The sequence below is a fragment of the Rhizobium sp. BR 314 genome (genome assembly GCF_047445805.1).
In the GTDB taxonomy this organism is placed as follows: domain Bacteria; phylum Pseudomonadota; class Alphaproteobacteria; order Rhizobiales; family Rhizobiaceae; genus Rhizobium; species Rhizobium lusitanum_B.
Genome location: NZ_JARWLA010000056.1, coordinates 1 through 23,759 on the forward strand (window position 1 = coordinate 1; position 23,759 = coordinate 23,759).

Below are 23,759 nucleotides of genomic sequence, written 5' to 3' on the forward strand. Positions count from 1 at the left end.
AATCTGGGCCGGGGCGCGGGTGGGCATCATGGCGATCGACGAGACGACGACTGACATTCCGGAGCAGCGGGATTGGAAGAAGCCGGCGCCCGATGATCCCCGCCTCACCCCCGACGAACGGCGGAATTACGCCAACACGATCGACAAGATGACTGCCCGGGAATACTGGGCCCAACGGGCACGCGGCATGGGCGGGCTCTACACGACGGGGGCCGTGGAAAATTTGATGGGCGTGCCTGGCACTCGCTATTACGGAGGAAACATTCTTGTTCACGAATTCTCACATAATATCTTCAACGCGCTTCGCACGGTGGATCCTGATCTCGTCGCGCGAGTTGAAAAAGCCTATTTCCACGCCCGCGAGAAAGGACTCTGGGCGCGTTCGTATATGGAGAACACCGTCGATGAGTATTGGGCCGAAGGCACGCGGTTTTGGTTCAATACGAATACAGCTTACAGCCATGGTGCACTCACCGTCGCCACATCAGACGAGTTCGAGGCTCACGATCCAGAGCTCTACAATATCATGGCTGAAGTCTACCGCCATGATCACCACATTCTGGCGGATGTCTTTTACCGGCACTCTGCAAAGTAACGGCTAACGTCGATCGCCTCGGTAACGGGTGCTGAGCCTTATGCCTGCAGTCCGCAAAGGCGACCCGAGTTATGGCAGCTCGTCCTTCCTGTCGATCGGACCGCTGCAATTATTCGAGTTTTCGTTCAACTGGAGCATCCATGCTGTTCCGCTGCGCCCGGACGCAAAATAACGTTGCGACCGGTTATCGCCGTGCGGTCGAACCCAATTGGCTTGTGTAAATCTTAAAGTGAAGGGCAAAGCACGTGACTTCTCCGCCCGTTATCAAGTTCGCCGATCGCAGGTGAGCGGGTCAGGGCCGGTGCTAATCCGGTGCATATGAGGTTCGGCCGCGCCCGGCGGCGAAATCATGTGGGACGCCTCCTTGAATAAGAGTTCGCGTATCCAGAGGCTTGCCGGATCACTATTGTGCAGAGCGGGCCATTGTACGGCTTCGGTGAACGGAAGGAGTAGTGGTAGCGGAAGCTCAACGATTTGCAGGGGTATGGTTTTTGCGAAATGCTGCGCCAGCCGTAAGGGCATGGTTCCTATGCGTTCGTTGCCCGAAACCATCGGCGGGATCATGCTGAAGCCATGCACGACGACGTCGATGCGTCTCTTGTGACCATATTCGAGCAAATACCATTCCTCGATGCCAGGCCTACGGACATTCCCAAACTTGACCACAACGTGTCCCATCGACATGTATCTCTCGAACGTAAACGGCTCTTCCAGTTGCTTGTTCGAGGTGCAGCCTACGCACACGTGGACATCATCGAACAGCCCTGCTCGGGGATGGGTGTTCGACGCGAACACTTCCGGCAAAATGAGAAGATCGACGTCGCCGCGCCGGAGTAAATCATCAGTGTCATCGCCCGGGGGCCGAAATTCGAAGCTGACAGCAGGAGCTTCCCGCGCCGCGCGCTCAACGACTTTTTCGAAAAATACGAGCGCGACGTAATCGGAAAGGATAACTTTGAAGCGACGATCCGATTGGGCGGGCTCAAACGGCTCTCTGGAAATAATGGAGAGCTGAACATGGAGCAGAGCATCTCGCAAGGCGGGTGCCAGGCTTTCTGCCCTAGGTGTGGGGATAAATTCGCGCCCAGCGATCGTAAACAGCTCATCTTGGAAGAAGGTGCGCAGCCGTGCGACCGCCGCGCTCATGGCTGGCTGGCTCAGGTTAATGCTGCGCGCCGCCGCCGTCAGATTACGTTCGCTCATCAGGGCGTCGAGCGCAACCAGAAGATTGAGATCAAGGCCATTGAACCGCATATTTCTTCATCCGATGGCGGCCGATATGATCCTGCCGATGACCGGACCGGATTGCGCTTGGGACAGTGAGCTCCACGAGGAGCCTGAGCACTTCCGCTAGCAGTCGAGGTAGCTCATAACTCCGGTCCGTTCCGGTCGATCATCGTACCGGCTGGCCAGGCGGAGATGGGCTGTCCAATCGGCATAATGATGACAAGCGGATCCTCGACACGGGTGGGCGGCAAGTCGATGCGTGCGTGTGGCAGCGTAGATCGTACGCTCACCTGCGACACAACAGTCAGTGGACTGTGTCGGCCGAATCTTTCAATGTGTTTCCGCAGCTCGGGTCGAACCGTACCGAAGGCGAATGGAACTTGAAACTTCTGCAATGTGGGAAGCATAACCTGAATCGAATGGGCGATGCCGAGCCCCTCGAGATCCGGACGCACTCCATATAAACCTAGCTCAGCCACCAAAAGGTCTACCCCGTCAACTTTGATGAAGCGGCGCAGCAAGCCCAGATGGGCCGCAACACCGATCGAGTCGTACGCGATCGCACGAAGCTCCGGTCTTGCTCCGGCCCAGCTTTGACTGCCTTGGAACGGCTTTGCATTAAACGCGCCAGTCGGCCCGTATGTCTTCCGAAAGAACTCGGCGAGTTCGACATGATCGGAGAGTTGCAACTCATTTTCCCAGCACAATTTCCACTGCACGTCTGCGCGCATTCAAAGACCTCTTCTTTTGACGCTGGCCGGACGATTTACGGCCTAAGGGTTGTTATTATATCGCTACGACAAGCAATGGTAGTATATCGGCACAAGTGCTGGCCGATGGCTTTCCTGCAAGGCTGATGCTCTTCGTCCTATGGACGCGGGCGAGGCGATATCCTTGACCCCAGCGGCCAATATCATGAGGCGAACCAAAACTGAAATGGCATTCCTTCATGGATCCATGAGCAGCGCTCATAATGGTGAGCAGAGAGTGTTTGCAGGTGAAGCCAAAAAGTGCTCGCGTTCGAACCGCTCACAGAGGACTCCTGAAGGAGCATCAGCCGCAATATCGATCGGACGTATTTTCGGCCGTTGGGCTAGGTCTGAATGGACCCAAGTTTTTTCCAATACTGGCCGCGGTCCGATTTTCCTCTCGGGAAAGAAGGTCGATGCGCCCTAAAGACGAGATTGGAACCGGCTTAGGTGACAATGAAACGGCGGAAATGGAATCACGTGACATGTAGCCCCATACTGGCTCGGGGGCGGGGCGGTTCGCCGCCAAGGAAATGTGAAGTCCGTCGAAATCCCGGTCAGGGGCGCGGTTGGAAGTGGCGAGCTGCATCAGCTCTACTTCGCCCTGCAAGAGTAGCGCCATTGCGCTTCAGCGAGTTGCTTGTTGGTCGAAACGCGAGAACTTCAGTGAGTTGCAGAAGGCCCGCCGCAACAGCACCGAGCATCGGTGCAATTATATAGAGCCAGAGCTGTGAGCGCGCCGTCTCCCCTGCAAAGAGCGCCGGGCCGAGCGACCGTGCAGGGTTTACAGAAGCACCCGAAACCGAAATGCCGGCCAGATGGATTGCGACTAAGGTAAGACCAATTGCAAAACCTGCGACAGTGCCCGCCCCTTCCTCGGTGGTGCTTTTGAGAAATACCGTTACAAACAGGAACGTGGAGATGAACTCAAACAGGAACACAGATCTGACCCCATAAGCTCCCCAGCCGTTTTGGGCGAAACCTTCTACGGCAATGTCGTAGCCACCGACTTTGTCCATGGCTATCACATAGAGAGCGCCTGCGGCCGCTATAGCCCCCGCACTTTGAGCCAAGACATACGCGAGGAAGTCCCACAGTCCAAACCGTCGCGAAACAAGAAAACCGAGGCTGACCGCGGGATTGAGATGAGCGCCTGATACTGGGCCAATCGCGTAGGCCATCGCCACCACTGTCATCCCGAAGGCAAGAGCGACACCGAGGGGGCCCACCTCGGAACGCATAAAGACGAGTGTGCCGCAGCCGAAGAAAATGAGCGCAAACGTTCCTAGTAATTCGCAAAAATATCTATTCATCCTTAACTCCGTTGATTGCATCTCTGCGGATATTTGTCGTCAACCTCGACATTCTCGCTGCCGACTGGGTTTTTGGCAGGTTATCGATGCAGTGTTCGCCAGAACCCTTTGACGCCCACAGGATCAATCGTCCGGTCCGTTCTGTGCCCTATGTCGTTGACTTCAATTTTGTGACGACCAGCCGAGATCAGGACCGGTGCCCTTGCTGCGGCTTGCTCCCGGCGGTCTGCGATAAACACACAAGTTTCGTGCCAAACAAAAGTGGGTCTACGGCAGAGCGATCACTCCGAGGGTCGATCTATCTGGCGTTCAAAAAAGTCTTGAGTCCGACAATAAGCGACATAGCAGACGCGTTGCAGTCTGAAGATTTGCGCGCAAGCGGCAGAACAATACTCGGAAACACCTTTTTGAAAGCGTATGCCTAGTTGGCATCGAGTTTGCACGTACTCGTCGTTAGGCGGCAAGAAGCAGCCAAGTATATGGCCGCCTTCCTAAACCAGGCGGTAACGGAGCCAATTCGGATCTCTCGGATCCGTTTCTGAAGAACGGCCGTCAAACTGAGTTCCGCATTTGTCCATGTCCAAACTGCCAGGTGATACTCTCAGGATCAAATTTTTCAACAATATCGCCGTGCCTAGCGACATTAACAAACAACGTGAGAAGGAATAGCACTATGACCACCAAGGTTTCAGAAAGGTCCTTTGAAACAATCGAAAATTCAGCATCATCGCCTCTGAAGGTGGCCGATCAAATCGGGGCATCCGTAGAAAAGGGGAACAAACAGTTGACCGAAGCTTTCTTTAAATTCGCGTCGAGCGCTGAAGAGGCGCAAAAAATACTCACTCCGATCTTCGAAACCGCAACGCTGGCCGGCTACGAATTGTCGCTTAAGTCCGTCGCTGCGTTGCAGGCGAATGCGGTGGCCGGTTTCTCGCATTTGCAAGCGTTGTTCGGCGCGAACTCGCCGTCACAGGTCTTCGAACTCCAATCGGCGTTCCTGCACAAGCGCGTAGACACCAGCATCGAGAATGCCAAGGAATTCCGGGCACTGGCGAGCAAGGCAGTGGCTGAGATCGCCAAGCCGATCAACAATGCATTTGACAAATTTTTGGCGGACCTCAAGGCAGTATAAATTGGCTGGCCAGTGCAACAACGTCCTATGGGACTGTTGTACCCTCCGTCTTAATTAGGAGGAAGACGAGCGCTACCCTACGATCTGTTGTGTTCGCAATTTCAATCGACGGATCATGATCCTAGTTTCGTTTAGAGAATCCAAGGCCACTAAAGAATTGTTTGACAGAAGGAGCCGTGGGATGTGATAGCGCTTAATTGCCGAAGCAAGGAAACTGACGCGGTCGCAGCCTCGGCAATAACCGCTTTTTTGAAGTGGTCGTCGGGAGGCGCGCGGCTAGCAAGGGCTTAGTTGCTCGATACCTTGCGCCATCCTGATCATCGCAGCTAACGACGACTCTCCCGTTCTACGATCGTCAGTCGGTGCGATCTTCGCAAGGGAGCGGCTTGGTTGGCCGCACCACGCACGATCAGAGAAAAGGCTTTGCGATTATTGCCGTAGGCGGTGGCAAGTTTCACGATATCGCGTCGCATCGTAACAGGCGACGTTTGCCACCCGCTCTGCCTTGAGGGTCGCCCCCTGCTGGCTCGATCAAGGCGACTTCGCGTCGTTCCGACTCTTGAACGCGCGAAAGTTATTCCAATATTTGCCGGATGGTCACAGGTGACATTGGAAAGGAAAATAGGATGCCGATAACCGATGTCTCCTGGACTCGTCTGGTCACTATCCGACTGCAGTGTGGTCTTGAGCGGACGTTTGCGGGCGTTTACGATGCTTTGGATTTTCTCGAAAACGAATGGCCATTGCGTTATGGCGAGCGCCATCAGCGTGCCATCAGGACCTGTCGCGGTGCCCTCAATGGCGGCGTAGCCGCCGTCGTTGCACGAGAGGCATTCATGGCCGCTTGCCTCGAAGCCGGCATGGTGGCCCCTTTGAAAGCCAAGCCGAACGCCCACCCGGGACGAATCGCTCGGCGGGCTCTCGTCCAATGATTTGGATGGTCCCGCTTTGCTCAAGGCTGGACTTGCGCTTTCAAGTCCAATCCAGATCGCCCCCGTCGACCGTCTGATGAAGGCTAGTTCCTTGGCGGTGTGGTCGACCTTGGCGACAACGGCCGGTTGATCATGCACCGAAACGAGCAAGGTGTGAATGAGTGCGCTTGCCGAGCAGCTTCGCGTAGCGCAGACGTATCTCCTTCTTGTCGATCTCACATTCGATACATTATTCAACGAGCACGGCAAATTCGCAGTCGTCTATCGGAGTTGCACGAGCGCGCGCGTGCAATCGACGTTCTGCAATCTAGCGATCGCCGGCACTGCATGTTGTCGTTCCCCCGATCGAACTAAGAGCCGCTGGGATAGCAATCCGATCAAGCGATCAAGCAGCCGCTACTTGAAGCAATACGCAGACCATGATTGGCCCTTACGCCCTTATCGATTGCCTCACGGAACTTTCATTGGGTATCCGAGATTGTGCTGGAGAAAGACCCCTCCCAGACAAAGCGCGAGCGGCCCGCTTGTGCGGCGAGATCGATAGTTTTGTGACCTCCCGACAATTGAAACCACAATGGCTCAGCCGCGTCGTTGGCCGTTTCGCCGCCGGGATCGTATCCCGCCTAGATGACGAGCTTCAGGTGGCTGGACAAGACCAAGCCAGCGGCCCCTCGCAATGCCGTATGACCTTCTCCGATGCCATTCAGCGTGATCGAAATCTCCTGGTTCGGTCGCTTCTTGACCAACCGTTCGACATGTTGCCTGACGCGTTCGGCCGCGTCCGCGCCGCCGCCTGCAATGTCCCCATGCAGCACATAGGAGTTGAGTGACAGGGTCTGCTGCAGGTTGAGGATCCCGAAGGCGACGTTTCTGGTATAGCGGTCCAGCAGACCATTCGCAGCTTCGGCGCCTTCTGCTGCCTCTTTGACGAGGCGAGCACAGGTGACGCTTTCAGGGTTTGCGAAGCCAAGTCGGGCCGCTTCACGCCGCAGCCAGGGTAGGGCGGCGACTGTTTCCCAGCATCCGTGCTTGCCGCAATTGCAGAGTTCCCCATCGATTTGCACGACGGTATGGCCTAGTTCGCCGCCGGAGCCGGCAAGGCCCCGGTAGACCCGTCCGTCGATGTAGAAAGCGCCGCCCAATACCTCACCGGTATAGATCGCCGCGAAGTTTTGTTGGCCCCGTCCCGGCCCGAACCACCGGTCGCCAACGAGAAGCGCGCGCGGATGATGGTCGATGACAACAGGCAATGAGAAATGCGCCTGCAGGATATCGACCAAGTGGAGGCCAGTCAGAACGGGCGCAAGATTGACGGCGAGGATCACCCCGTTGTCGCTGTCGATCATGCCCCCCGAGGCGATGCCGATCCCGAACGGTGCCTGGTGGGCTTGGGAAAGCGTCGCGGACAAGGTGTCCTTGATGATCGCCAGGAACGCACCCCTATCGCCATGCGGATCGAATTGCGCTTTGGTGAGGGCTTTGATATCGCCGCTGAGCGTCACAAGGCATGTCTGGATCCTGCCGGGCAAGAGAAGCACGGCGCCTAGCATTGGTGCTTCAGGATTGAAATAGATCGGACGCGCCGGCTTACCGCCCTTGAAGTCTGAGGGCACTGCGTCGCCTTCGACGAGCAGGCCCTCCTCGATCATCGGCTGGACGATTCCCGTGATCGTCGTGCGATTGACGCCCGCCAGACGGGCAAGCTCGGCGCGGCTTTTCGGACCGTTGTCGTACAACGCCTGCAGCACCCGACCGCGATTGATCTCGCCGAGGGTCGACTGCGAAACGAGCCTTACATTGCCACTTTCGCCAGCAAGCGTGTCCTTGTTGGGACCGCGCTGCCCCAGCGAATAGGATGGCTGATTCTCGAACTTCAACTTGCATCTCCGATTTGCCAGCCCCGTCGTTCTAGCTTGAGAGCGCTTGCTCGACCAGATGGCGCTTGATGGCTTACCGCAACAGATGCGGAGGCTTTAGCCGCGGGAACGCCCGAACGCACCTTCTTGACAGTACCATAAGTTTGTGCGAAGTACAAACAAACTGTTGGCAATGGCAGATGAGGGGTAACAATCGAACTCGAGCTCGGCGCCGTGAAGGTTTCCCGTGGTCGGATGAGGTTGGATTTAAGAACAACTGAGGAGGCACCACATGACATTCGATATTGGAAATATGTCGCGCCGGAACATGCTGAAGTCGGCATCTGTCGCCGCTCTCTTGGCATCGAGCGCGGGCGCGCTTGTCGCGCCACGGCGTGCGTCTGCCCAAGACGCGAAGACCATACGCGTTCTGTCGGTCGAAGATCCATTCTTCTTCTCGATGAAAGCCATGATCCCGGAATTCGAAAAGGAAACGGGCATCAAGGTCGAGCTCGAAAGCCTCTCTTACGACGCGTTGCAGACCCGCCTTGTCTCGGCCTTCGTCGCCAAGACGTCGGACGCGGACGTCATCGCGGTCGACCAGATGTGGCTCGGGCAGTATCTCGACAACGGCTGGATCATCTCGCTCAACGACTACATCGCCAAGGATAGTGATATCGATCTCGCCGACTTCATTCCCGAGGTCCTCTATTCGTCGAACATGTGGCGCGGGCAGATCGCCACACTGCCGGTTGCGGCCTATGCGCAAGGGGTGATGTACCGCAAGGACATCTTCGACAGCTTCGGCATCGCCGCGCCACCGACAAAGGCCTCTGAAGACTGGACATGGACGAAGTACATCGAGACGCTGAAGTCGCTCGAAGGCAAGTCCTTCGGTGGCAAGCCGCTCTTCCCGACGGTGATCTGCGGATCGCAGCCGTCCCCGATCACCCATATGTTCACCCAGCTTTCCGCCAGTCACGGCGCGAACTGGTTCAAATCCTTCCCCGGCGCACCGTGGGACTTCTCGCCGCAGCTCACAGGTCCTGCCTGGTCAAAGTCGCTCGAGGTCTACCGGCAGCTTTACAAGCTCTCGCCGCCCGAGGCGATCAATTACGTCTGGTTCGATGCCGGCACCCGTTTCGCCAAGGGCGATATCGGCATGTTCTACTGGTGGACGCCGTATTTCTACCTGGTCAAGAACTCCGGCTACATGACCGGCAAGAAGTCCGATGTCATGGACAAGTATGCGACCGCAGCCCTGCCGAAGGCAGATGGCGTGGCGCAGACAGTCAGCCTCGGCGGCTGGAGCCTTGGCGTCCCGTCGAGTTCCGACCGGCAGGACAACGGTTACGCCTTCATAAAGTGGGCGACGTCAAAGGCGACCCAGAAGAAGATGGCTGAGTGGCCGGACCTCAATTTCCAGTTCTCGGATTTTGCCCGCAAGTCGCTCTACGAAGACGCGGACGTCAAGAAGATCTATTCATACCTCGATGTCCAGTACGACATGATGAAGCAGGGCAACGGCAAGATAACGCGTCCGCCGGTTCCGGGTTATACCGCGGTCGAAAGTGTGCTCGGCCTGACGCTCAACCAGCTTCTGACCGGCAGCGAAGATCCGAAGACCGCGCTGGAGCGCGCCAACAGCCTCTTCGAAAGCATCCTCAAGGGCAATCTGATGATCCCCTACCAGAAGGAAAGCTACGCTGACACGCTCGACGGCGCCAAGGCGCTGATCGGCAAGCTCGGCAAGGCGTAATGGAATTCTTCTCGGGCCGGCGCGGAAACGCTCGCGCCGGCGGTCATCCGCCAAGAAGAACTGGACTTCGACGATGCACACGACAGCCATTCGCTCCTTGCCAACGCTTACGCCCGTCCGGCGCGGCTTCGTCCGCCGCAACCTGCCTTACCTGTTGATCGCGCCTTCCGTGATTATGCTGTTGGCGCTGATCGCCTACCCGCTGCTCTTCGCTCTCAAATCCAGCTTTTACTTCTGGAACTTGCAGGTCGGGCCGCAGCCTTTGGCTTTCGTCGGCATCGACAATTACGTCCAGGCGCTCGATGCGTTCGATTTTCGCGCCGCACTTACCAACACGCTGATCCTTTCGGTGCTCGGCACGGCGATTGAGTTTTCGCTCGGCCTGGCGATCGCACTGGTGCTGCTCAAGGCGCTGCCCGGCATGAATGTCGTACGCGCGCTGCTGATCCTGCCAACCACGATCGCGCCGATCGTCGTCGGCTTCCTGTTTCGCTATCTTTATGATCCGGGCGGCGGTCTCGTGACATGGGTGCTGCAGTCGCTCTGGCTACCGGTGCCGGCGGAGGGCATCCTCGGGTCACCGACGACTGCGCTTGCCGCCATACTCTTCGTCGACATCTGGCAGTGGACGCCGTTCTTCGCCATCGTCCTCTATGCGAGCCTGCTTTCCGTTCCCGACGAGATCATCGAGGCGGCGCGTCTCGATCGCGCATCGGCCTGGACGATCCTGATGCGCATCAAGCTGCCTCTCATCCGGCGCACCGCGACCATCATCGTCATGCTGCGCTTCATGCAGATCTTCAACACCTTCGACACGGTGCTGGTGCTGACCCGCGGCGGGCCGGGGACCTCGACACGCACACTCGGCTATTCGCTCTACGAACAGGGTCTGGTGAACTTCAATGTCGGGTTGGTGAGTGCCCAGACGTGGATCACGGTGCTGATCGTCAACGTCATCATCGCCCTCTACGTGTTCTTCGCCTTCCGCAATGAGGAGTGGTGACATGGCCAGCCGCAAGACCTTCTATACTGCGCTCACCTATGCCGCCGGCCTCTTGTTCCTGGCGGTCTTCATCGGCCCGATCCTCTGGTTTCTGGCGCTCGCTATCCGGCCGGCAGAAACAGCGTTCGCGATGCCCCCGCAAGTGACCTTCGAACCGACGCTGGATGCCTTCCGCCACATCCTCGTCGATCCTGGCACGAACGCGCCGCAACTCGTGAACTCGCTCATCGTGGCGATCGGCGCGGTGTTGCTTAATCTGCCGTTCTCGGTGCCTGCCGCTTACGCGCTCTCGCGCTTTAAGATGCGGGGCAAGAAGAACATCATGCTCTGGTATCTCGGCCTGTTGATGGCGCCGCCGATTGCCTTCCTGATTCCGTATTTCGTGTTGATCACGCGGGTCGGCCTGCAAGGTTCGTATTTGTCGATGGTGCTGGTGCTGCAGACGTTGACGATCCCGTTTTCGGTCTGGCTGATGAAGAGCTTTATCGACGAGGTGCCGGCGGAGCTGGAGGAGGCGGCCCGCGTCGACGGCGCCCGCTGGCACACGATCATGTGGCGCATCACGCTGCCGATCGTCCGCCCCGGGATCATTGTCACCTCGATGTTCGCTTTCGTCTTTGCCTGGAACAACGCGGCCTTCCCACTGGTGCTGAGCTCGCGTTCAACCGCCACCCTTCCGATCGGAACGCTCGGATATTTCGCCACCAGCGGCGTGACCTGGAACTACATCGCAGCCGCCGCCGTGCTCGCGATGATCCCGCCGATGATCATCTTCCTGGTCTTCGACCGTTACGTCGTGCGCGGTCTCACCTTCGGCTCGGTGAAGGGCTGATCTTTTACGGTTTGAATGGAGTCATATAAAATGAGCAAACTTCGCATCGGCGTCATCGGCGCCGGCCTTTGGGGCAATAACCACGCCCACACCTTCAACGTGCTGCCGGAGACCGAACTGGTTGGCGTCTGCGACCTCGACGAGGGCAGGGCGCTGAAGATGAAGGAGAGTTTTGGCGCAATCGAAGCGTTCACCGACTATCAGAAGCTCATCGCCAGCGACCGGATCGACGCGGTGTCCGTCGCCACACCCGACTTTACCCACACACCGATCATCCTTGCAGCGCTCAAGGCCGGCAAACATGTCTTGAGCGAAAAGCCCCTCGCGACCACAGTCAAGGAAGCAGAAGAGATCGCCGAGGCTGCCGCAAAGTCCAAGGGCAAGTTGATGATCGACTTCCACAATCGTGTGAACCCGATCCTGGCGCAGGTTCGCGACATGATCCAGGAGGGCCAAATCGGGCTTGCCAAGCACGGCACGGCGCGCCTTTCCAACACGACCTTCGTTCCCTTCGAAATGCTGAGCTGGGCCGCGAAATCCTCCGCACTCTGGTTCCTGGGCAGCCATCTGGTCGATGTATTGCGCTTCATCCTCGAAGACGAGGTGACCCGCGTCTACGCCGTGGCCCGTTCCGGGACGCTTGCCGCCGGCGGCGTCGACACCAAGGATTTCCATGCCTCGATCCTCGAATTTTCCAGAGGCACTGTCGTGACCATGGAAAACAGCTGGATCCTGTCGCGCGACAACCCTTCGCTTGTCGATTTCAAGGTGGAAGTCGTCGGCGAAAAGGGTCAGATCCAGGCTGATCCCACCCATAGCGGCGGCCTGCGCCGTATCGTCGATGGTGGCATGCGGTTCAACGACTACATCGGCATGACGCCGACGGGTGCAACCCGCATCGGCGGCTTCGTGCAGGAATCCATCGCGCGCTTCGTCGATAGCGTCGTGCGTGGCGTGCCCCTGCTTGCCGACGCCAATGATGGGCTTGCCAACACCAAGGTACTGGCTGCGATTGAGGAGTCCGTCGCCAGCGGCAAGCCCGTGACCATCGGCTGATGGCGTGACCAATCTTACGAGGCACGCCATCCGACCCGATGACTTGCCTCGCCACGTGATACTGGGAGAAGAACTATATGGCGTCCATGACCTTTGACGGGATTGGAAAAACCTATCCGGACGGGACCGTCGCCGTCGCCAATGTGAGCTTCACGGTCGGCGACGGTGAATTCGTCGTGCTGGTCGGACCGTCGGGCTGCGGCAAATCTACGCTTCTGCGGATGGCGGCCGGGCTCGAGCAGCTCAATAGCGGCCGGCTGCTTATGGACGATCAGGATGTCACCAACACCGAGCCGCAGGACCGCGACATCGCGATGGTATTCCAGAACTATGCGCTGTATCCGCACATGACGGTCTACGAGAACATGGCCTTCGGCCTGCAGCAGCGCAAAATGCCGAAGGACAAGATCGAGAAGCTTGTGCGCGACGCAGCCGAGATGCTCGACCTTACGAAATACCTGAACCGCAAGCCGGGCGCGCTCTCCGGCGGTCAGCGACAGCGCGTCGCGATGGGTCGGGCGATCGTCCGTCATCCGATGGCATTCCTGATGGACGAACCGCTGTCCAATCTCGACGCCAAGCTGCGCGTCCAGATGCGGGCCGAGCTCAAGCTTTTAAACCAGCGTCTTGGCGTTACTACGCTCTACGTCACCCATGACCAGGTCGAAGCGATGACGATGGGTGACAGGGTTGCTGTGCTGAAGCCTGTCGCTGATGCCGGCGAGAGCAACCTGCAGCAGATCGACACGCCGCAGCGGCTTTACGACCGGCCGGCGAATTTGTTCGTTGCCGGTTTTATCGGTTCGCCTGCGATGAATTTCGTCCGGGCCGACCTTGAGGCGGACGGGGCAAGCCTGCGCGCGACGATCGCGGGAACCGGGATTGCGTTTCCGGTTCCCGCGAGTGCCGCATTGTCTGCCTATGCCGGACGGCAGGTGATCGCCGGGATACGCCCGGAAATGTTTCTGGTGTGCAAAGAGCATGAAGCGCTGTTCAACGAGCCGATCCCGGTTGCCGAAGCGCTCGGCCCCGACACCTTCGTCTTTTTCGACATTGCCTCTCCGCCCGTCGACATCAGCGACGTGGAGGATCCGCCAGAGTTCAAACGAAAGGGCACGAACCGGCTGGTGGCGCGTATCCCGCCAGTATCGACGCCCGCGCCCAACAAGCGCCTGCCGCTGACCGTCCATCTGGAAAAGCTGCACTGGTTCGATCCGCAAACAGGAGCTGCCATTCGCGACTGACCGGATGAAACGAGCAAGCGCTCGGATTTCCGGTCGTCTTGCCTGCCTCCCAGGGCGACTGGGGCTGTCGTCATTCAGGTCTCGGCGGCAGCCCCTTTTTTTAGTGGCTGGCTTTTTGGAACCCCGTGTTTGCGAACGCGGATATCAACATCATCTCAAAGGGGAGTGGCGTGTGAAACACGTTCCAATCGTTGGCAAGTTCTTCGTCGTTGTCGGCATGTTCGGGCTGGTGGCCCTCGGCCTCTCCCTCTACGAGACCCGGGAGTTGTTCAGGATCGACGCAGCCTACACCGACCTCCTGACAAAGAACGCAGCCGCCGCCCTTCACCTGGCCCAATCCAACCGAAGCCTCCAGACAGCCCGCGCCAATATCGGCGACATGATCATGGCGCGCTCCAAAGACGGCAGGGTGCGTGCTGAAGAAAGCCTCAAGGAGGCGCAGGAAAGCTTCGTCGCCTCCATGGATCTGGCGATCGCCGCGTTACCGGCGCAAGCCGACTTGCCGCCGTTGAAGACGGATGGGTTCGCAATCTTGACGACGACATGCGGTGCGGCAATCGCTGTTGGCCGAACGGCAGACAGCGAGGCCAGCATCGCCATGGTCCAGCAGCTCTTTCTGAGCATGTGCCAACCGGCATTCGCGGCAATATCGCCGAGATTTCAGTGGCGGCAGCCAAGATGATCGAGGATGCCGACCAAAAGCGCAGCGACGTTTCCGCCTTGGCCTCCGATACGTCGAAAAGGGCAATGGGCGGCGCCGTGATCGCTTTGGCAGCGGTGCTGGTTCTGGGCGTGCTTGCCGTTCGCGCCTGGATCGTCAAGCCGATCCGGCGGATCGCCGACACGATGACGACGCTGGCGGGCGGCAATCTCTCGGCAATTGTCGAAGGAACCGATCGTCGCGACGAGCTGGGCATGATGGCGAAATCGGTGCAGATATTCAAAGACAATGGGTTGCGAGCACGCGAGATGGAAAGAGACGTCGAAGCTGGCCGCGAGGCGCGCGAGCGCGAACGTGTGCGTGCGGAAGAGTTAGAGCGGGAGCGGGTAAGCAAGATGACGGAGGCCACCTCCAGCCTTGCTGAAGGTTTGAAGCATCTTGCCAGTGGCGACCTCACGTTCCGACTGGAACAACCGTTTGCCAGCGAATTCGAGCAACTGCGCGCCGACTTCAACGCTGCGCGCGAGCAATTGGCAACCGGCCTCCGGACGGTGGCAGTCGCCACTGCGGCGATCGATGGCGGTACATCGGAAATAAGCCAAAGTGCCCTCGAGCTTTCCAAGCGGACCGAGCAGCAGGCGGTCTCTCTTGAGGAAACCGCCGCCGCCCTTGATCAGGTTACACAAGGAGTTTCGAATTCCTCCAGGCGCACCGAGGAGGCCCGCCGCGCGGCAGCGGACGCGAATACGTCGGCACGCAATTCTGCGGCCGTGATGGCAAAGGCGATCTCGGCTATGCAGGGCATCGAACATTCGTCCAACGAGATCGCGAATATCATCGGTGTCATCGACGAGATAGCGTTTCAGACGAACCTGCTTGCCTTGAATGCTGGCGTCGAGGCATCCCGGGCCGGCGAAGCCGGCAAAGGTTTTGCGGTTGTCGCCCAGGAAGTCCGAGAACTTGCTCAACGATCTGCCCAGGCGGCCAAGGGGATCAAGGAACTGATCCGCAATTCGACGGGCGAAGTGAGTTCCGGGGTAAAGCTGGTGCAGGAAACGGGACGAACGCTCGAAAAGATTGAGGAGGAGGTAGGCCTGATCAGCAGCCAGCTTTCTGCCATTGCGACGTCTGCAAACGAGCAGTCCGCTGCCCTTACGGAGATCAACAGCGCTGTGAACCGGATGGACCATGTCACCCAGCAAAACGCTTCCATGGCCGAGGAATATACTTCGGCAAGCACATCGCTGGCAGGGGAGGTCCGGCGTCTGCAGGATATCGTCACCGAGTTTCGGCTCGACGCCTCTGAGGACCTTTTGCAAGCTTTTGAGCGGTCAGGCGACCTTCCGATGTCGGCAGGTTCGCCCGCGCTACGTCTCGTCGCTGATGTCAAGGGTGCTTTGGAGGGCTCACGCAAGGTTGCCGAGCATTGATACGACGGCCCGCTCCTAAGCGGTCGCGCCCTAGGCATCGGTGCGTTTCTGAATGGTTATGGCCTGGGCGGACAGGTCGTAAGTTGCAAGCGGCCTTCGAACAGGTTGGCGAGCCAGGATTCCACGGACGAGGTGATCAGTTCGCAAAAGGTGTTTGATGCCCAAATGGATACTCTCACCGATTGAAAGGTCTTGCCTGCTGTGGATAGCGCTCGGCAGAAGCATCGCAGAAATCGCGTTGTTGGAAGGAAAGAGCGAGGCAGACATCCGATCCTATCTTGAGCAGGCGGTCACCTCGGTCGGCGCGAGCTCTATAGAGGACGCGCTGAGGAAGATGAACTTCCATCGACCGTTACATTGACCTCACGGCAAATATGGCGGCGTGCTTCGCTTGGGTCGAGTACGTTCCCTTCTCAAGATACGTTCGCGTGAATGCGGTCATAGCCTTTCATGCGATAGATCATTGCCGAAACGACCCAACTCGCGATGAAGATGCCCACGACACCAAAGCCGAGATTTTCAAGGCTGTCGTTAAAGGTGGCGATTGCCTCCCACAAAGTGCCCCGCAAGCCGAGCTTGTCGGAAATCAGGCCGAGCGCTTCTGCGCCTCCGATTAAGATCGCGACAATCACCGAGGCGGCGGTGACCGTCAGATTGTACCAGAGCTTGCGGGCGGGGTTCATAAGGGCCCAGCCGTAGGCGCCCGTCATCAGAGCGCTGTCCGTCGTATCCATCAGCGACATGCCGGCTGTGAAGAGGGCCGGGAACACAAGGATCGTCCAGAACGACAAGCCTTGCGCGGCCTGCGAAGCTGAAACGCCCAGCAAAGCGATTTCCGTGGCGGTGTCGAAGCCGAGGCCTAAGAGAAAGCCGATCGGATACATATGCCAGGAGCGTGTGACCACCTTGAAGGTGCGGCGAAAAACGCGGGCCAGCAAGCCTCGTCCAGCCAGCAGCGCATCAAGGTCCTCATCGACAATTTCCTCGCCACGCCGCGCTCGCGAAAAGGCGTCCCAGATAGGTTTCAGGATAACGAGATTGGCAATTCCGATCACCAGCAGGAACAGTGCTGAGACGGATGTGCCGATTACGCCGCCAATGTCGTGGAAACCCTCAGTCTGGCTCTGCATTGCATAGGCGGTGATGGCAACGGCAAGCGACGCCAGAACGCCGATGCTGGAATGGCCGAGCGAAAAGAAGAATCCAACCGAAAACGGCTGCCGACCCTCGTGCATAAGCTTGCGCACGACATTGTCGATCGCGGCGATATGGTCTGCATCAAACGCGTGACGGACACCGAGCATATAGGCGACAAGGGCCATGCCAAGCAGTGCCGGTCGATCGGAGAACGAAGTCCAAGCCCAGATCCAAGCCAGGACGTTGGCTGCGACCAGCAAGGCATAAACGATGGCAATTTTTGTTTTGGCGTAAAGCGGTTCGTCATCGAAAGGGCTACGCATTCGGACGTCCCTTGCCATCTTGAACAGACACCCGCCGGACCATGCTGAGCGCTCGGAACGCCGCACAGGCGGCGCCGTAGCCATTGTCGATGTTTACGACGGTCAGTCCGGGCGCGCATGAGGCGAGTGCCGCGTGCAGGGCGGTTTCTCCTCCGTTCGACACGCCGTACCCGGTCGATGTCGGAAGACAGATGATCACGCCGGGAACGAGCCCGCCGAGCACGCTGGGAAGAGCGCCGTCCATGCCTGCAACCGCGACGATAACGGGAAAAGTCCGCAATTCCTCGACCCGCTCCAGTAACCGCCATAGGCCTGCGACGCCGATGTCGATGAACTGTCTGGTCGGGGCGCCGAGATAAGCCAGCGTTCGCAAGACCTCGGCGGCCTGGGGCATGTCCGAACTTCCGGCCGACACGACGGCGATATCGGGTGCTTGCTGTTCGGCAGGCGGGGTCCAATTCAGGAATGCTGTCCGCGAGATGGGGTCGTAGTCCAATCGTTCAAGATAGGCCGGCGCGAGGCGACCAAAGACCTCCGCCTCGAGGCGCGTCAACAGACAGCGTGTGCCGCGCTCTAAAACGCGGTCCATGATCGTGGCAAGCTGCGCATCGGATTTCCGGGCGCAGAGTACTGCCTCATCGAATCCCACGCGCTCTGTGCGCTGGAAATCCAGCCGGACTTCTTCGTTCATGAATTTCGCTCCCGCAAAAAGGCGCTGCCTCGGGCGTATGCCTGGAAATCGATCGGCCGTCGACTACCGAACGCCTCTGAAATCTGCCCCACGAGGCGCGCGCGACTATCGCCAGAGAGTTTCGACAGCGTCGGTTCATCGAGTTCGACAACCACCCCGGTTTGCCGCACCCTGCAGCGCACCGTTCCCGGCGAGAGCTCGCGCCGCAGCAGCATCTCGACCCGATCGATGGCTTGCAAGATCTCGGGTTCGATCCTGAGAGCCGTCTCAACGCGGCTCGACAGGCAGGGCGCTGAAGGCAGTTCGGCGAGGTCAGCAAGATCATAGGCGGACGCCATGGCACGGACATCTGCCTTGGACATGCCGGCCTCGACAAAGGGATGACGTACACCATTGGCTTAGGCCGCCTTGAGGCCAGGGCGCCAATCGCCAAGATCGTCCGTGTTCGTGCCGGAAAAGAGCTGCGCTGCCGAAAGCGAAGACAGGGTGCCGTAGAGATTGGACTTGCAGAAGAAGCAGCGGTTCGAGGGATTGGCGAGATAACGTTCGTCGGCAAATTCCCCCGCATCGATGATCCGTAGGTCCCAGCCATGACGGGCTGCATAGTCTTTGACCCGTTCGGTGGCGCTCAGGGGAACGGCGGCCGAGGCGGCGTGGAACATGATCACGTCAGCTCCCATCCGACGATGCGCCACAAACGCGAGCGTCATACTGTCGACGCCGCCGGAGACAGCCACGGCCGCGTGCCGGGCGCTGTCGAACACGGCATTGAGACGGGCGAGAGAGGTTTCCTTCGCGATCATGACTTTTGCTCCAGCGCCTCAGCTTCGGCCCGGCGGCGCAATTCGGCGCGGGCTTTGTGGCTCCGATCAACGCCTTGGGCGTCGTCCATTTCCGCCTTGGCCGTCATCCCACCGGGCCGGTCGGCGAGCTTCACCCTTATCCCGTCCTCGGTTGTCACCGACTGTCGCGGCAGGACCGTGCGCGCTTCGATCCGGCTGCGCAGGCCAAGCGTCGTGGTCTGCCGCAGGCAGAGCGCTCCGATTGCGTCGATCGCATCCACGCGCGCGAGAACCTGAACCGAGGCCATCATGCGGCCCTTCTTGCCGAAGGTCGGCGTCTGGGTCACGTCGATCACACCTTCGGCCGCGCGAACAAGGTCGAGGGCGACGGCCAGTTCCTCGCCGGTCTGGTCGTCGATGTCGAACTGGATGACGCCGACCCGATCCTGTGCTGCACCCTCCTCGGTGAACGCCAGGATGCGAAGCACGTTGCTCATGCCGGGCAGGCGTCTTGTGCCGAAGCCGATACCGGTGCGTTCGAGCAGTCGAGGCGACGACCCGAGGCTTGTCGCGGGCGAGAGATGGGACAGGATCGCCGCTCCCGTCGGCGTGATGCGCTCACCGTGGCGACCGTCATCATGAAAGGCAAACCCGCGCAACAAAAGAGTCGTGGCGGGAGCGGGAACGGGCAGTCGCCCGTGATCGGTCTCGACCCAGCCTCGCCCGATCGGCAACGAACCCACCGACCAGCTTTTGGCCCCAACAGCGTCGATCAACGTAGCTGCCGCCACGATATCGGCAATCGAATCCCAGTTGCCGACTTCATGGAAAGCTACGTCACCGACGTTTCTGCCGTGTACTGCGGCTTCGGCCACGGCGAGTTCGTGGAAGATGGCTATGGCCGCGCGCTTGACGCCCTCCGGCAAACGGCTGCCGTCGAGCATGGCGCGAAGGTCGCGCCAATGGGTGTGGTGATGGTGGTGGCTGTGGCTGTGGTCGCCATTATGGACATGCTCCTCATGAGGATGAGCATGTCCATGTTCGTCATGGTGATGATGATGCGCATGGCCATGTCCTTGAGAATGGCGATGAGGATCAGGACCGGAAGCTTCCTGTTCGGAGCCGGTCTTCGTGACGTCAAAGCGGCTGCCGGTCAGCACGCCATCATTGTGTGCCCGAAAGACCGCCTGCACGTCTTCGTCCAGACCTGCCAGACGAAGATTTCTCTCTACCGTTCCAACCAGCTCGGGCCATGCGTCCAACATCGCGGCGACGAACATGTCGCCGGCGATGCCACCCAGAACATCAAGATGGATATGCATGAGGCCCACCTCCTTCATCGTTCCGAATGCTGCCAACCGGACAGGTCGACGTGCAGGGTCTCGCCAGGTTCTGCCGATCCGACGCTGGTCTCGATCGCCGCCTTCAGCACTGCGACCGGTATAGGCAGACGATCTTTCATCTGCTCCGCAAACGCCACGAGGTCGTCATGTTCGGCCTTGGCCCGCATGAACACGCCCTCGCTCAGGATGCGTTTGAGGCGCAGCGGAAAGCTTTGTTCACCGCCGTTCCACGTTAGCCGAAGTTGCGTCCGATAACGCCTGATGTCGAAATGCTTGTACTGGGATTCGAGAGCCCGATAGCCCCAGATTCCGAGGTCACCGACCAGCAGGCCGGCGAAGTCCGGCTCGTCTTCGGCGTTTATGTCAACCAGCAGGACATAGGACGGGCGGCCCTTCTTGCCCAGACTCGGAAGGAGCTGGACATTCTTGGCGCCCATCTCGCCCATCTTCTCGATGACGTGCCCGAGCAACTCGCCCGGCGCGTCATCGATCTGGGCCATCAGGAGGATGACGCCGCCCGCCATCAGAACGCCATGGATTCGACGGCGACCAGGGCGGCTGCCTCTGCCTTGGTCTTGGTGCCGGGAATGCCGGCGGAAATCAGGCCTGCCGACTGGGCTTCGCCCGTCGCATCCGACGCACTCATCTTGCCCATGGCGGCGGCGACGACGGCCGGGATGGTGACGTTGATAATTACATTGCCGGCGAGCAGCAGTTCGCTGGCGATCGGCGCAAGTGCGGTGAGGAACGGCGCGCGTTCCTTGCCGATGCCCTGCGCGACTTCGGGGATCACGGCGTTGATGATGCCTTCCATATGGATCGTCTCGTCGCCGACGGTGACTTCGGCGTCGAGCGCCGGATCGAAGGCAAGCCAGCGCGCCGCCATCTTGCTCGATCGCCGCGCACCCTTGCTGATCCTGGTGAAATGAACCTTGATATTGGTACCCTTCACCTTGCTCAGGAATTCCGACCCGCGTGTCTCCACCAGTAGCTGGCGCTCCTCGTCCATCGCGCGGACGATCTCGCCGACGCTCCTGCCCGCCATGAGATCGTCATAGCTGCGCGCCGCACGGGCATGCAGCGCCTTGGTGACCATGGGGGTGGAGGACATGATCATTGCATCGGTGACCGGCCCGTTGCAGATCTGCGTCGCCTTGCGGGCAACGATGTTCATCGCCACCATCGCAGTTTCCGGATCGAAGCTGAAGCCAAGGCGACGGGCACGTAGCGCGCGCGCCACGCTCTGTTCCGTCGAACCATCCTGCAACAGACACATCAGCGCAATGACCGCATCGCCGCAGATATGGCCGAGCGGCGGATTGACGGGACCCGCGCCCGCGCCGCAGATCCCTTCTTCGAAGACCGAGACGATTTCATCAAGCGCCATGATGCCGATCACGGTCGGCCCGCCGATATCCTTGAGGATCAGGCCGAGATCGCCGATCAGCCGTGCGGTCTCGACTTCCTTGCCGGTGATGCGGACATGTATTTTCTCGGGCAGGCCGGCGGTGCGAACGGCGGATCGCCCCGCGACGAAAGCACTGGTGACCTTGCCGTAGGGGCCATATTCCTCGGCCACGTCGGCATCCGAATGGATGATTTCCAGGATCGCCGCCGCGCCAAAAAGGGCTGAGAGGAACTTCTGGCTGGGCATGCCGGCGCCGGACATAGCGTCCATCATCGCCTTGGTCCCGATGGCAGCCCCTCGTTCGGCCATGCCGGGAAAAATCAAATCCTCGCCCAGCGCGCCGTGGCCGACCATCACGCCGCCGCCCACGCCTTCCGGAATGTCACGGCCCTGGACCGGCGAGAGCTCCCCCTTCATCATGGCTTCGTAGACGGCCGCAACGGCGGCGAAACCCGAGATCTTGTTGTTCATCTTCGCCGTCGGCACGGCGGCAAGGCCGGAGCGGCTGACGCCAGCGATCATGCGCGCCGAAGAGCCGAGCTTGCGGTTACCGGCAGGAATGCCGACCTGGGCGTTGGCGCCGCAGAGATAGAGCAGCGTTGCCGCGATCAGCGCCGCATTGGCGCCGTCGGCGCCGGCTGCCGTGGCGACAGCAATGCTCTTGGTCAGAAGGTCATCGATCGGCTGGCGCACGGCATCGGCGAACTTGACTTCCGGGCTTATGCCACGACGCAGTTCGGCCGCGATGACGTTGCAGACTGCAACGACCGGGATGTTGAGCATGCCATGGCCGCCGGTCAGGGCCTCGACGCGATCGCTGGTCAACCAGCCGGGATTGGCATTGGCCGCCATGACCGAAGCCAGAATCACCTTCTCGCGTTCGGCCGAAAATCTCGACATTGGTCCTCTCCCTTTATTTCCGGCGGGCAGCGATCATGATCCGCAACAGCCGAGCGTCGAAATCAGCCAGTGGCTTTTCTCGCAACGAGCGCGCACCGTCCGTCGATCTGCCGTATGCGCGGCGCGCAGGTAACGTCAGGGAATATCACAGGGTCATTATTGCGATAAGTGGCACTATCTCATGTCTCCATGAGCAACATTCATAATGGCGCGCTGCCCTGTTAATATTTCTGAAGCCCCCGCAGACAATGCGGGCCCATTCGGCTTCGCGTATTTGGGCCGCCGCTCAAGGTCGTCTCTCCAACTCGCGGTCTCTCTGTCCAAGGGTTGTCCGGCAACAAGCATGATTGGTGCTCATGGGTTCGTGAAATCATACCATTTCAGTTGATGAAGTTTTCTCCATACTCCTTTCCGAGATGTGGTCGCGGCCTGACCAAAGATGAAGGCTGCGGCTCTTACATCGCGTTGCATCAGCCCAAATTCACGGAGAACTTTCGAATGCTCGACTGGGAAAAATACCGGCAGGAACTGTCCTCACGCGTAACCGAACTTGGCCGGCTTTCGCCGGCGACACTTGAGGGCGTTCGTACCCTCGGTGGCGCAGGTCAGAAGAGCGGTCGGTTGGACGCCAAAACCCGGGAACTGATCGCCCTTGCCGTTGCGGTGACCACGCGTTGTGACGGCTGCATCGCCAGCCATACGTCCGAAGCAGCGAAAGTCGGCGCCACGCGGGAGTAAATTGCCGAGGCACTTGGGGTCGCGATTGCGCTCAACGCCGGTGCAGCTTTGGTTTATTCGTCGCGCGTGCTGGATGCCTTCGATACCGTCGCCGGCTGAGCACGATACGAAGGAAGTGCGGAGAAGGAATGGGCCTTCTCCGCCAGTCAACCAAATGGGAGGTCAATGCCCATTCAGAGCAGCGGCAATTGCGCTGCGCATCTCCTCAAGGCTCGGCGCCCCAGTGATTTTCTTGCCGTTGACGAAGAAGGGAGGCGTTCCCTCTACCTCGAATTCGTCAGTCGCCTGGTCGGTGAGCTTGTTCAGACGCTCAAGGATGGCCTGGTCCGCCACTGCCCTGTTGAACACGTCTTTGTCGATCCCAACGGAGCGTCCGATTTCACGCAGTGTCTGTTCGATGCACGGCTCTGAACTCGGGTTAACGTTTCTTCCCTGAACGGTTTGGGTGTGATTCAAGAGTGTCGGTGATTTGGAGGCCGACATGTTTGAAGACGATCGCCCGCGGCTGCGGGTTTTGCTGGACCATTTTAGTCTCGTTGAGGATGAGCGGGAGCAATGGCGGGTCGCCCATCCGTTACCCGAGGTGCTTCTTCTGGTCGTTTGCGGGACGATCGGCGCATGCGACGATTTTGACGAGATCGTCGAATG

Annotated in this window: 23 protein-coding genes and 1 pseudogene; 12 read left to right on the forward strand and 12 right to left on the reverse strand. The window is 59.3% G+C overall.

Features of this window, described 5'->3' with window-relative positions; translation table 11 throughout:
• Window positions 1–595: hypothetical protein (locus tag QD461_RS34085; protein WP_414091365.1), on the forward strand; the 595-nt coding region annotated here is incomplete at its 5' end.
• Window positions 596–859: 264 nt separating this feature from the next.
• Here the strand turns inward: QD461_RS34085 and QD461_RS34090 are convergent.
• From QD461_RS34090 to QD461_RS34100, 3 genes are all read right to left on the reverse strand, one after another.
• On the reverse strand, window positions 860–1,849 hold the full coding sequence (locus QD461_RS34090; RefSeq protein WP_004112688.1) for a LysR family transcriptional regulator: 990 nt from the start codon (window positions 1,847–1,849) through the stop codon (window positions 860–862).
• Window positions 1,850–1,962: 113 nt separating this feature from the next.
• The gene (locus QD461_RS34095) at window positions 1,963–2,553 is read right to left on the reverse strand and encodes a NodA family N-acyltransferase (protein ID WP_004112689.1); all 591 of its coding nucleotides are present in this window, start codon (window positions 2,551–2,553) and stop codon (window positions 1,963–1,965) included.
• Between the two features lie 575 nt (window positions 2,554–3,128).
• Entirely contained in the window at window positions 3,129–3,884 is a 756-nt protein-coding gene (locus QD461_RS34100) for an aquaporin (protein WP_004112693.1), read from the reverse strand.
• Between the two features lie 673 nt (window positions 3,885–4,557).
• Here QD461_RS34100 and QD461_RS34105 point away from each other — a divergent pair.
• Window positions 4,558–5,016: a phasin gene (locus tag QD461_RS34105; protein WP_004112695.1), complete on the forward strand. Its 459-nt coding sequence runs from the start codon at window positions 4,558–4,560 to the stop codon at window positions 5,014–5,016.
• Between the two features lie 626 nt (window positions 5,017–5,642).
• Window positions 5,643–5,948, forward strand: a complete 306-nt coding sequence (locus tag QD461_RS34110) for a DUF982 domain-containing protein (RefSeq protein ID WP_004112697.1) — start codon at window positions 5,643–5,645, stop codon at window positions 5,946–5,948.
• A gap of 623 nt (window positions 5,949–6,571) precedes the next feature.
• Here the strand turns inward: QD461_RS34110 and QD461_RS34115 are convergent.
• Window positions 6,572–7,825 carry an ROK family transcriptional regulator gene (locus QD461_RS34115; protein WP_004112704.1) on the reverse strand — a complete coding sequence of 418 codons (1,254 nt, stop codon included), beginning with the start codon at window positions 7,823–7,825 and terminating at the stop codon, window positions 6,572–6,574.
• Between the two features lie 271 nt (window positions 7,826–8,096).
• Between QD461_RS34115 and QD461_RS34120 the strand changes: the two genes are divergently transcribed.
• The 7 genes from QD461_RS34120 (at window position 8,097) to QD461_RS34150 (ending at window position 15,789) form a co-directional block, all read left to right on the forward strand.
• Entirely contained in the window at window positions 8,097–9,563 is a 1,467-nt protein-coding gene (locus QD461_RS34120; protein ID WP_004112705.1) for an ABC transporter substrate-binding protein, read from the forward strand.
• Between the two features lie 73 nt (window positions 9,564–9,636).
• Window positions 9,637–10,566, forward strand: a complete 930-nt coding sequence (locus QD461_RS34125) for a carbohydrate ABC transporter permease (protein ID WP_004112707.1) — start codon at window positions 9,637–9,639, stop codon at window positions 10,564–10,566.
• A gap of 1 nt (window position 10,567) precedes the next feature.
• Entirely contained in the window at window positions 10,568–11,398 is an 831-nt protein-coding gene (locus tag QD461_RS34130; RefSeq protein ID WP_004112708.1) for a carbohydrate ABC transporter permease, read from the forward strand.
• 30 nt (window positions 11,399–11,428) lie between these two features.
• Entirely contained in the window at window positions 11,429–12,454 is a 1,026-nt protein-coding gene (locus QD461_RS34135; RefSeq protein WP_004112709.1) for a Gfo/Idh/MocA family protein, read from the forward strand.
• Between the two features lie 77 nt (window positions 12,455–12,531).
• A complete protein-coding gene (locus QD461_RS34140) occupies window positions 12,532–13,698 on the forward strand; it encodes an ABC transporter ATP-binding protein (protein WP_004112713.1) in 1,167 nt (388 codons plus the stop codon).
• Between the two features lie 172 nt (window positions 13,699–13,870).
• Window positions 13,871–14,380: a hypothetical protein gene (locus QD461_RS34145; protein WP_240535384.1), complete on the forward strand. Its 510-nt coding sequence runs from the start codon at window positions 13,871–13,873 to the stop codon at window positions 14,378–14,380.
• On the forward strand, window positions 14,362–15,789 hold the full coding sequence (locus QD461_RS34150) for a methyl-accepting chemotaxis protein (protein WP_240535385.1): 1,428 nt from the start codon (window positions 14,362–14,364) through the stop codon (window positions 15,787–15,789). Before QD461_RS34145 ends, QD461_RS34150 begins: the two co-directional genes overlap by 19 nt.
• A 413-nt stretch (window positions 15,790–16,202) precedes the next feature.
• On the opposite strand, the gene QD461_RS34155 is transcribed toward QD461_RS34150, so the two are convergent.
• Genes QD461_RS34155 through QD461_RS34185 form a run of 7 tightly spaced genes read right to left on the reverse strand, consistent with a single transcriptional unit; the run spans window position 16,203 to window position 22,373 of the window.
• A complete protein-coding gene (locus QD461_RS34155; protein ID WP_004112717.1) occupies window positions 16,203–17,249 on the reverse strand; it encodes a HoxN/HupN/NixA family nickel/cobalt transporter in 1,047 nt (348 codons plus the stop codon).
• Window positions 17,242–17,940, reverse strand: a complete 699-nt coding sequence (gene larB / locus QD461_RS34160) for a nickel pincer cofactor biosynthesis protein LarB (protein ID WP_004112720.1) — start codon at window positions 17,938–17,940, stop codon at window positions 17,242–17,244. The genes QD461_RS34155 and larB overlap by 8 nt, the downstream gene beginning before the upstream one ends.
• Complete coding sequence (locus QD461_RS34165; protein WP_004112722.1) at window positions 17,937–18,302, reverse strand: hypothetical protein; 366 nt, start codon at window positions 18,300–18,302, stop codon at window positions 17,937–17,939. Before QD461_RS34165 ends, larB begins: the two co-directional genes overlap by 4 nt.
• Before the next feature lie 36 nt (window positions 18,303–18,338).
• Window positions 18,339–18,743: a hypothetical protein gene (locus QD461_RS34170; protein ID WP_004112724.1), complete on the reverse strand. Its 405-nt coding sequence runs from the start codon at window positions 18,741–18,743 to the stop codon at window positions 18,339–18,341.
• Window positions 18,740–20,044 (reverse strand): LarC family nickel insertion protein, encoded by a 1,305-nt coding sequence (locus QD461_RS34175; protein ID WP_004112726.1) that lies wholly within the window; start codon window positions 20,042–20,044, stop codon window positions 18,740–18,742. Before QD461_RS34175 ends, QD461_RS34170 begins: the two co-directional genes overlap by 4 nt.
• Window positions 20,045–20,058: 14 nt before the next feature.
• Window positions 20,059–20,589, reverse strand: a complete 531-nt coding sequence (larC, locus tag QD461_RS34180; RefSeq protein ID WP_004112728.1) for a nickel insertion protein — start codon at window positions 20,587–20,589, stop codon at window positions 20,059–20,061.
• Window positions 20,589–22,373, reverse strand: a complete 1,785-nt coding sequence (locus tag QD461_RS34185) for a hypothetical protein (protein ID WP_004112731.1) — start codon at window positions 22,371–22,373, stop codon at window positions 20,589–20,591. The genes larC and QD461_RS34185 overlap by 1 nt, the downstream gene beginning before the upstream one ends.
• A gap of 498 nt (window positions 22,374–22,871) precedes the next feature.
• On the opposite strand from QD461_RS34185, the pseudogene QD461_RS34190 reads away from it, so the two are divergent.
• A pseudogene (locus QD461_RS34190) lies at window positions 22,872–23,210 on the forward strand (carboxymuconolactone decarboxylase family protein).
• Between the two features lie 63 nt (window positions 23,211–23,273).
• Here the strand turns inward: QD461_RS34190 and QD461_RS34195 are convergent.
• The gene (locus QD461_RS34195) at window positions 23,274–23,594 is read right to left on the reverse strand and encodes a DsbA family protein (RefSeq protein WP_028755235.1); all 321 of its coding nucleotides are present in this window, start codon (window positions 23,592–23,594) and stop codon (window positions 23,274–23,276) included.
• On the opposite strand from QD461_RS34195, the gene QD461_RS34200 reads away from it, so the two are divergent.
• Window positions 23,593–23,759, forward strand: a 167-nt coding sequence (locus QD461_RS34200; protein ID WP_331384430.1) for a transposase family protein, incomplete at its 3' end; no start/stop codon positions are given. The two genes, QD461_RS34195 and QD461_RS34200, sit on opposite strands and share 2 nt — an antisense overlap.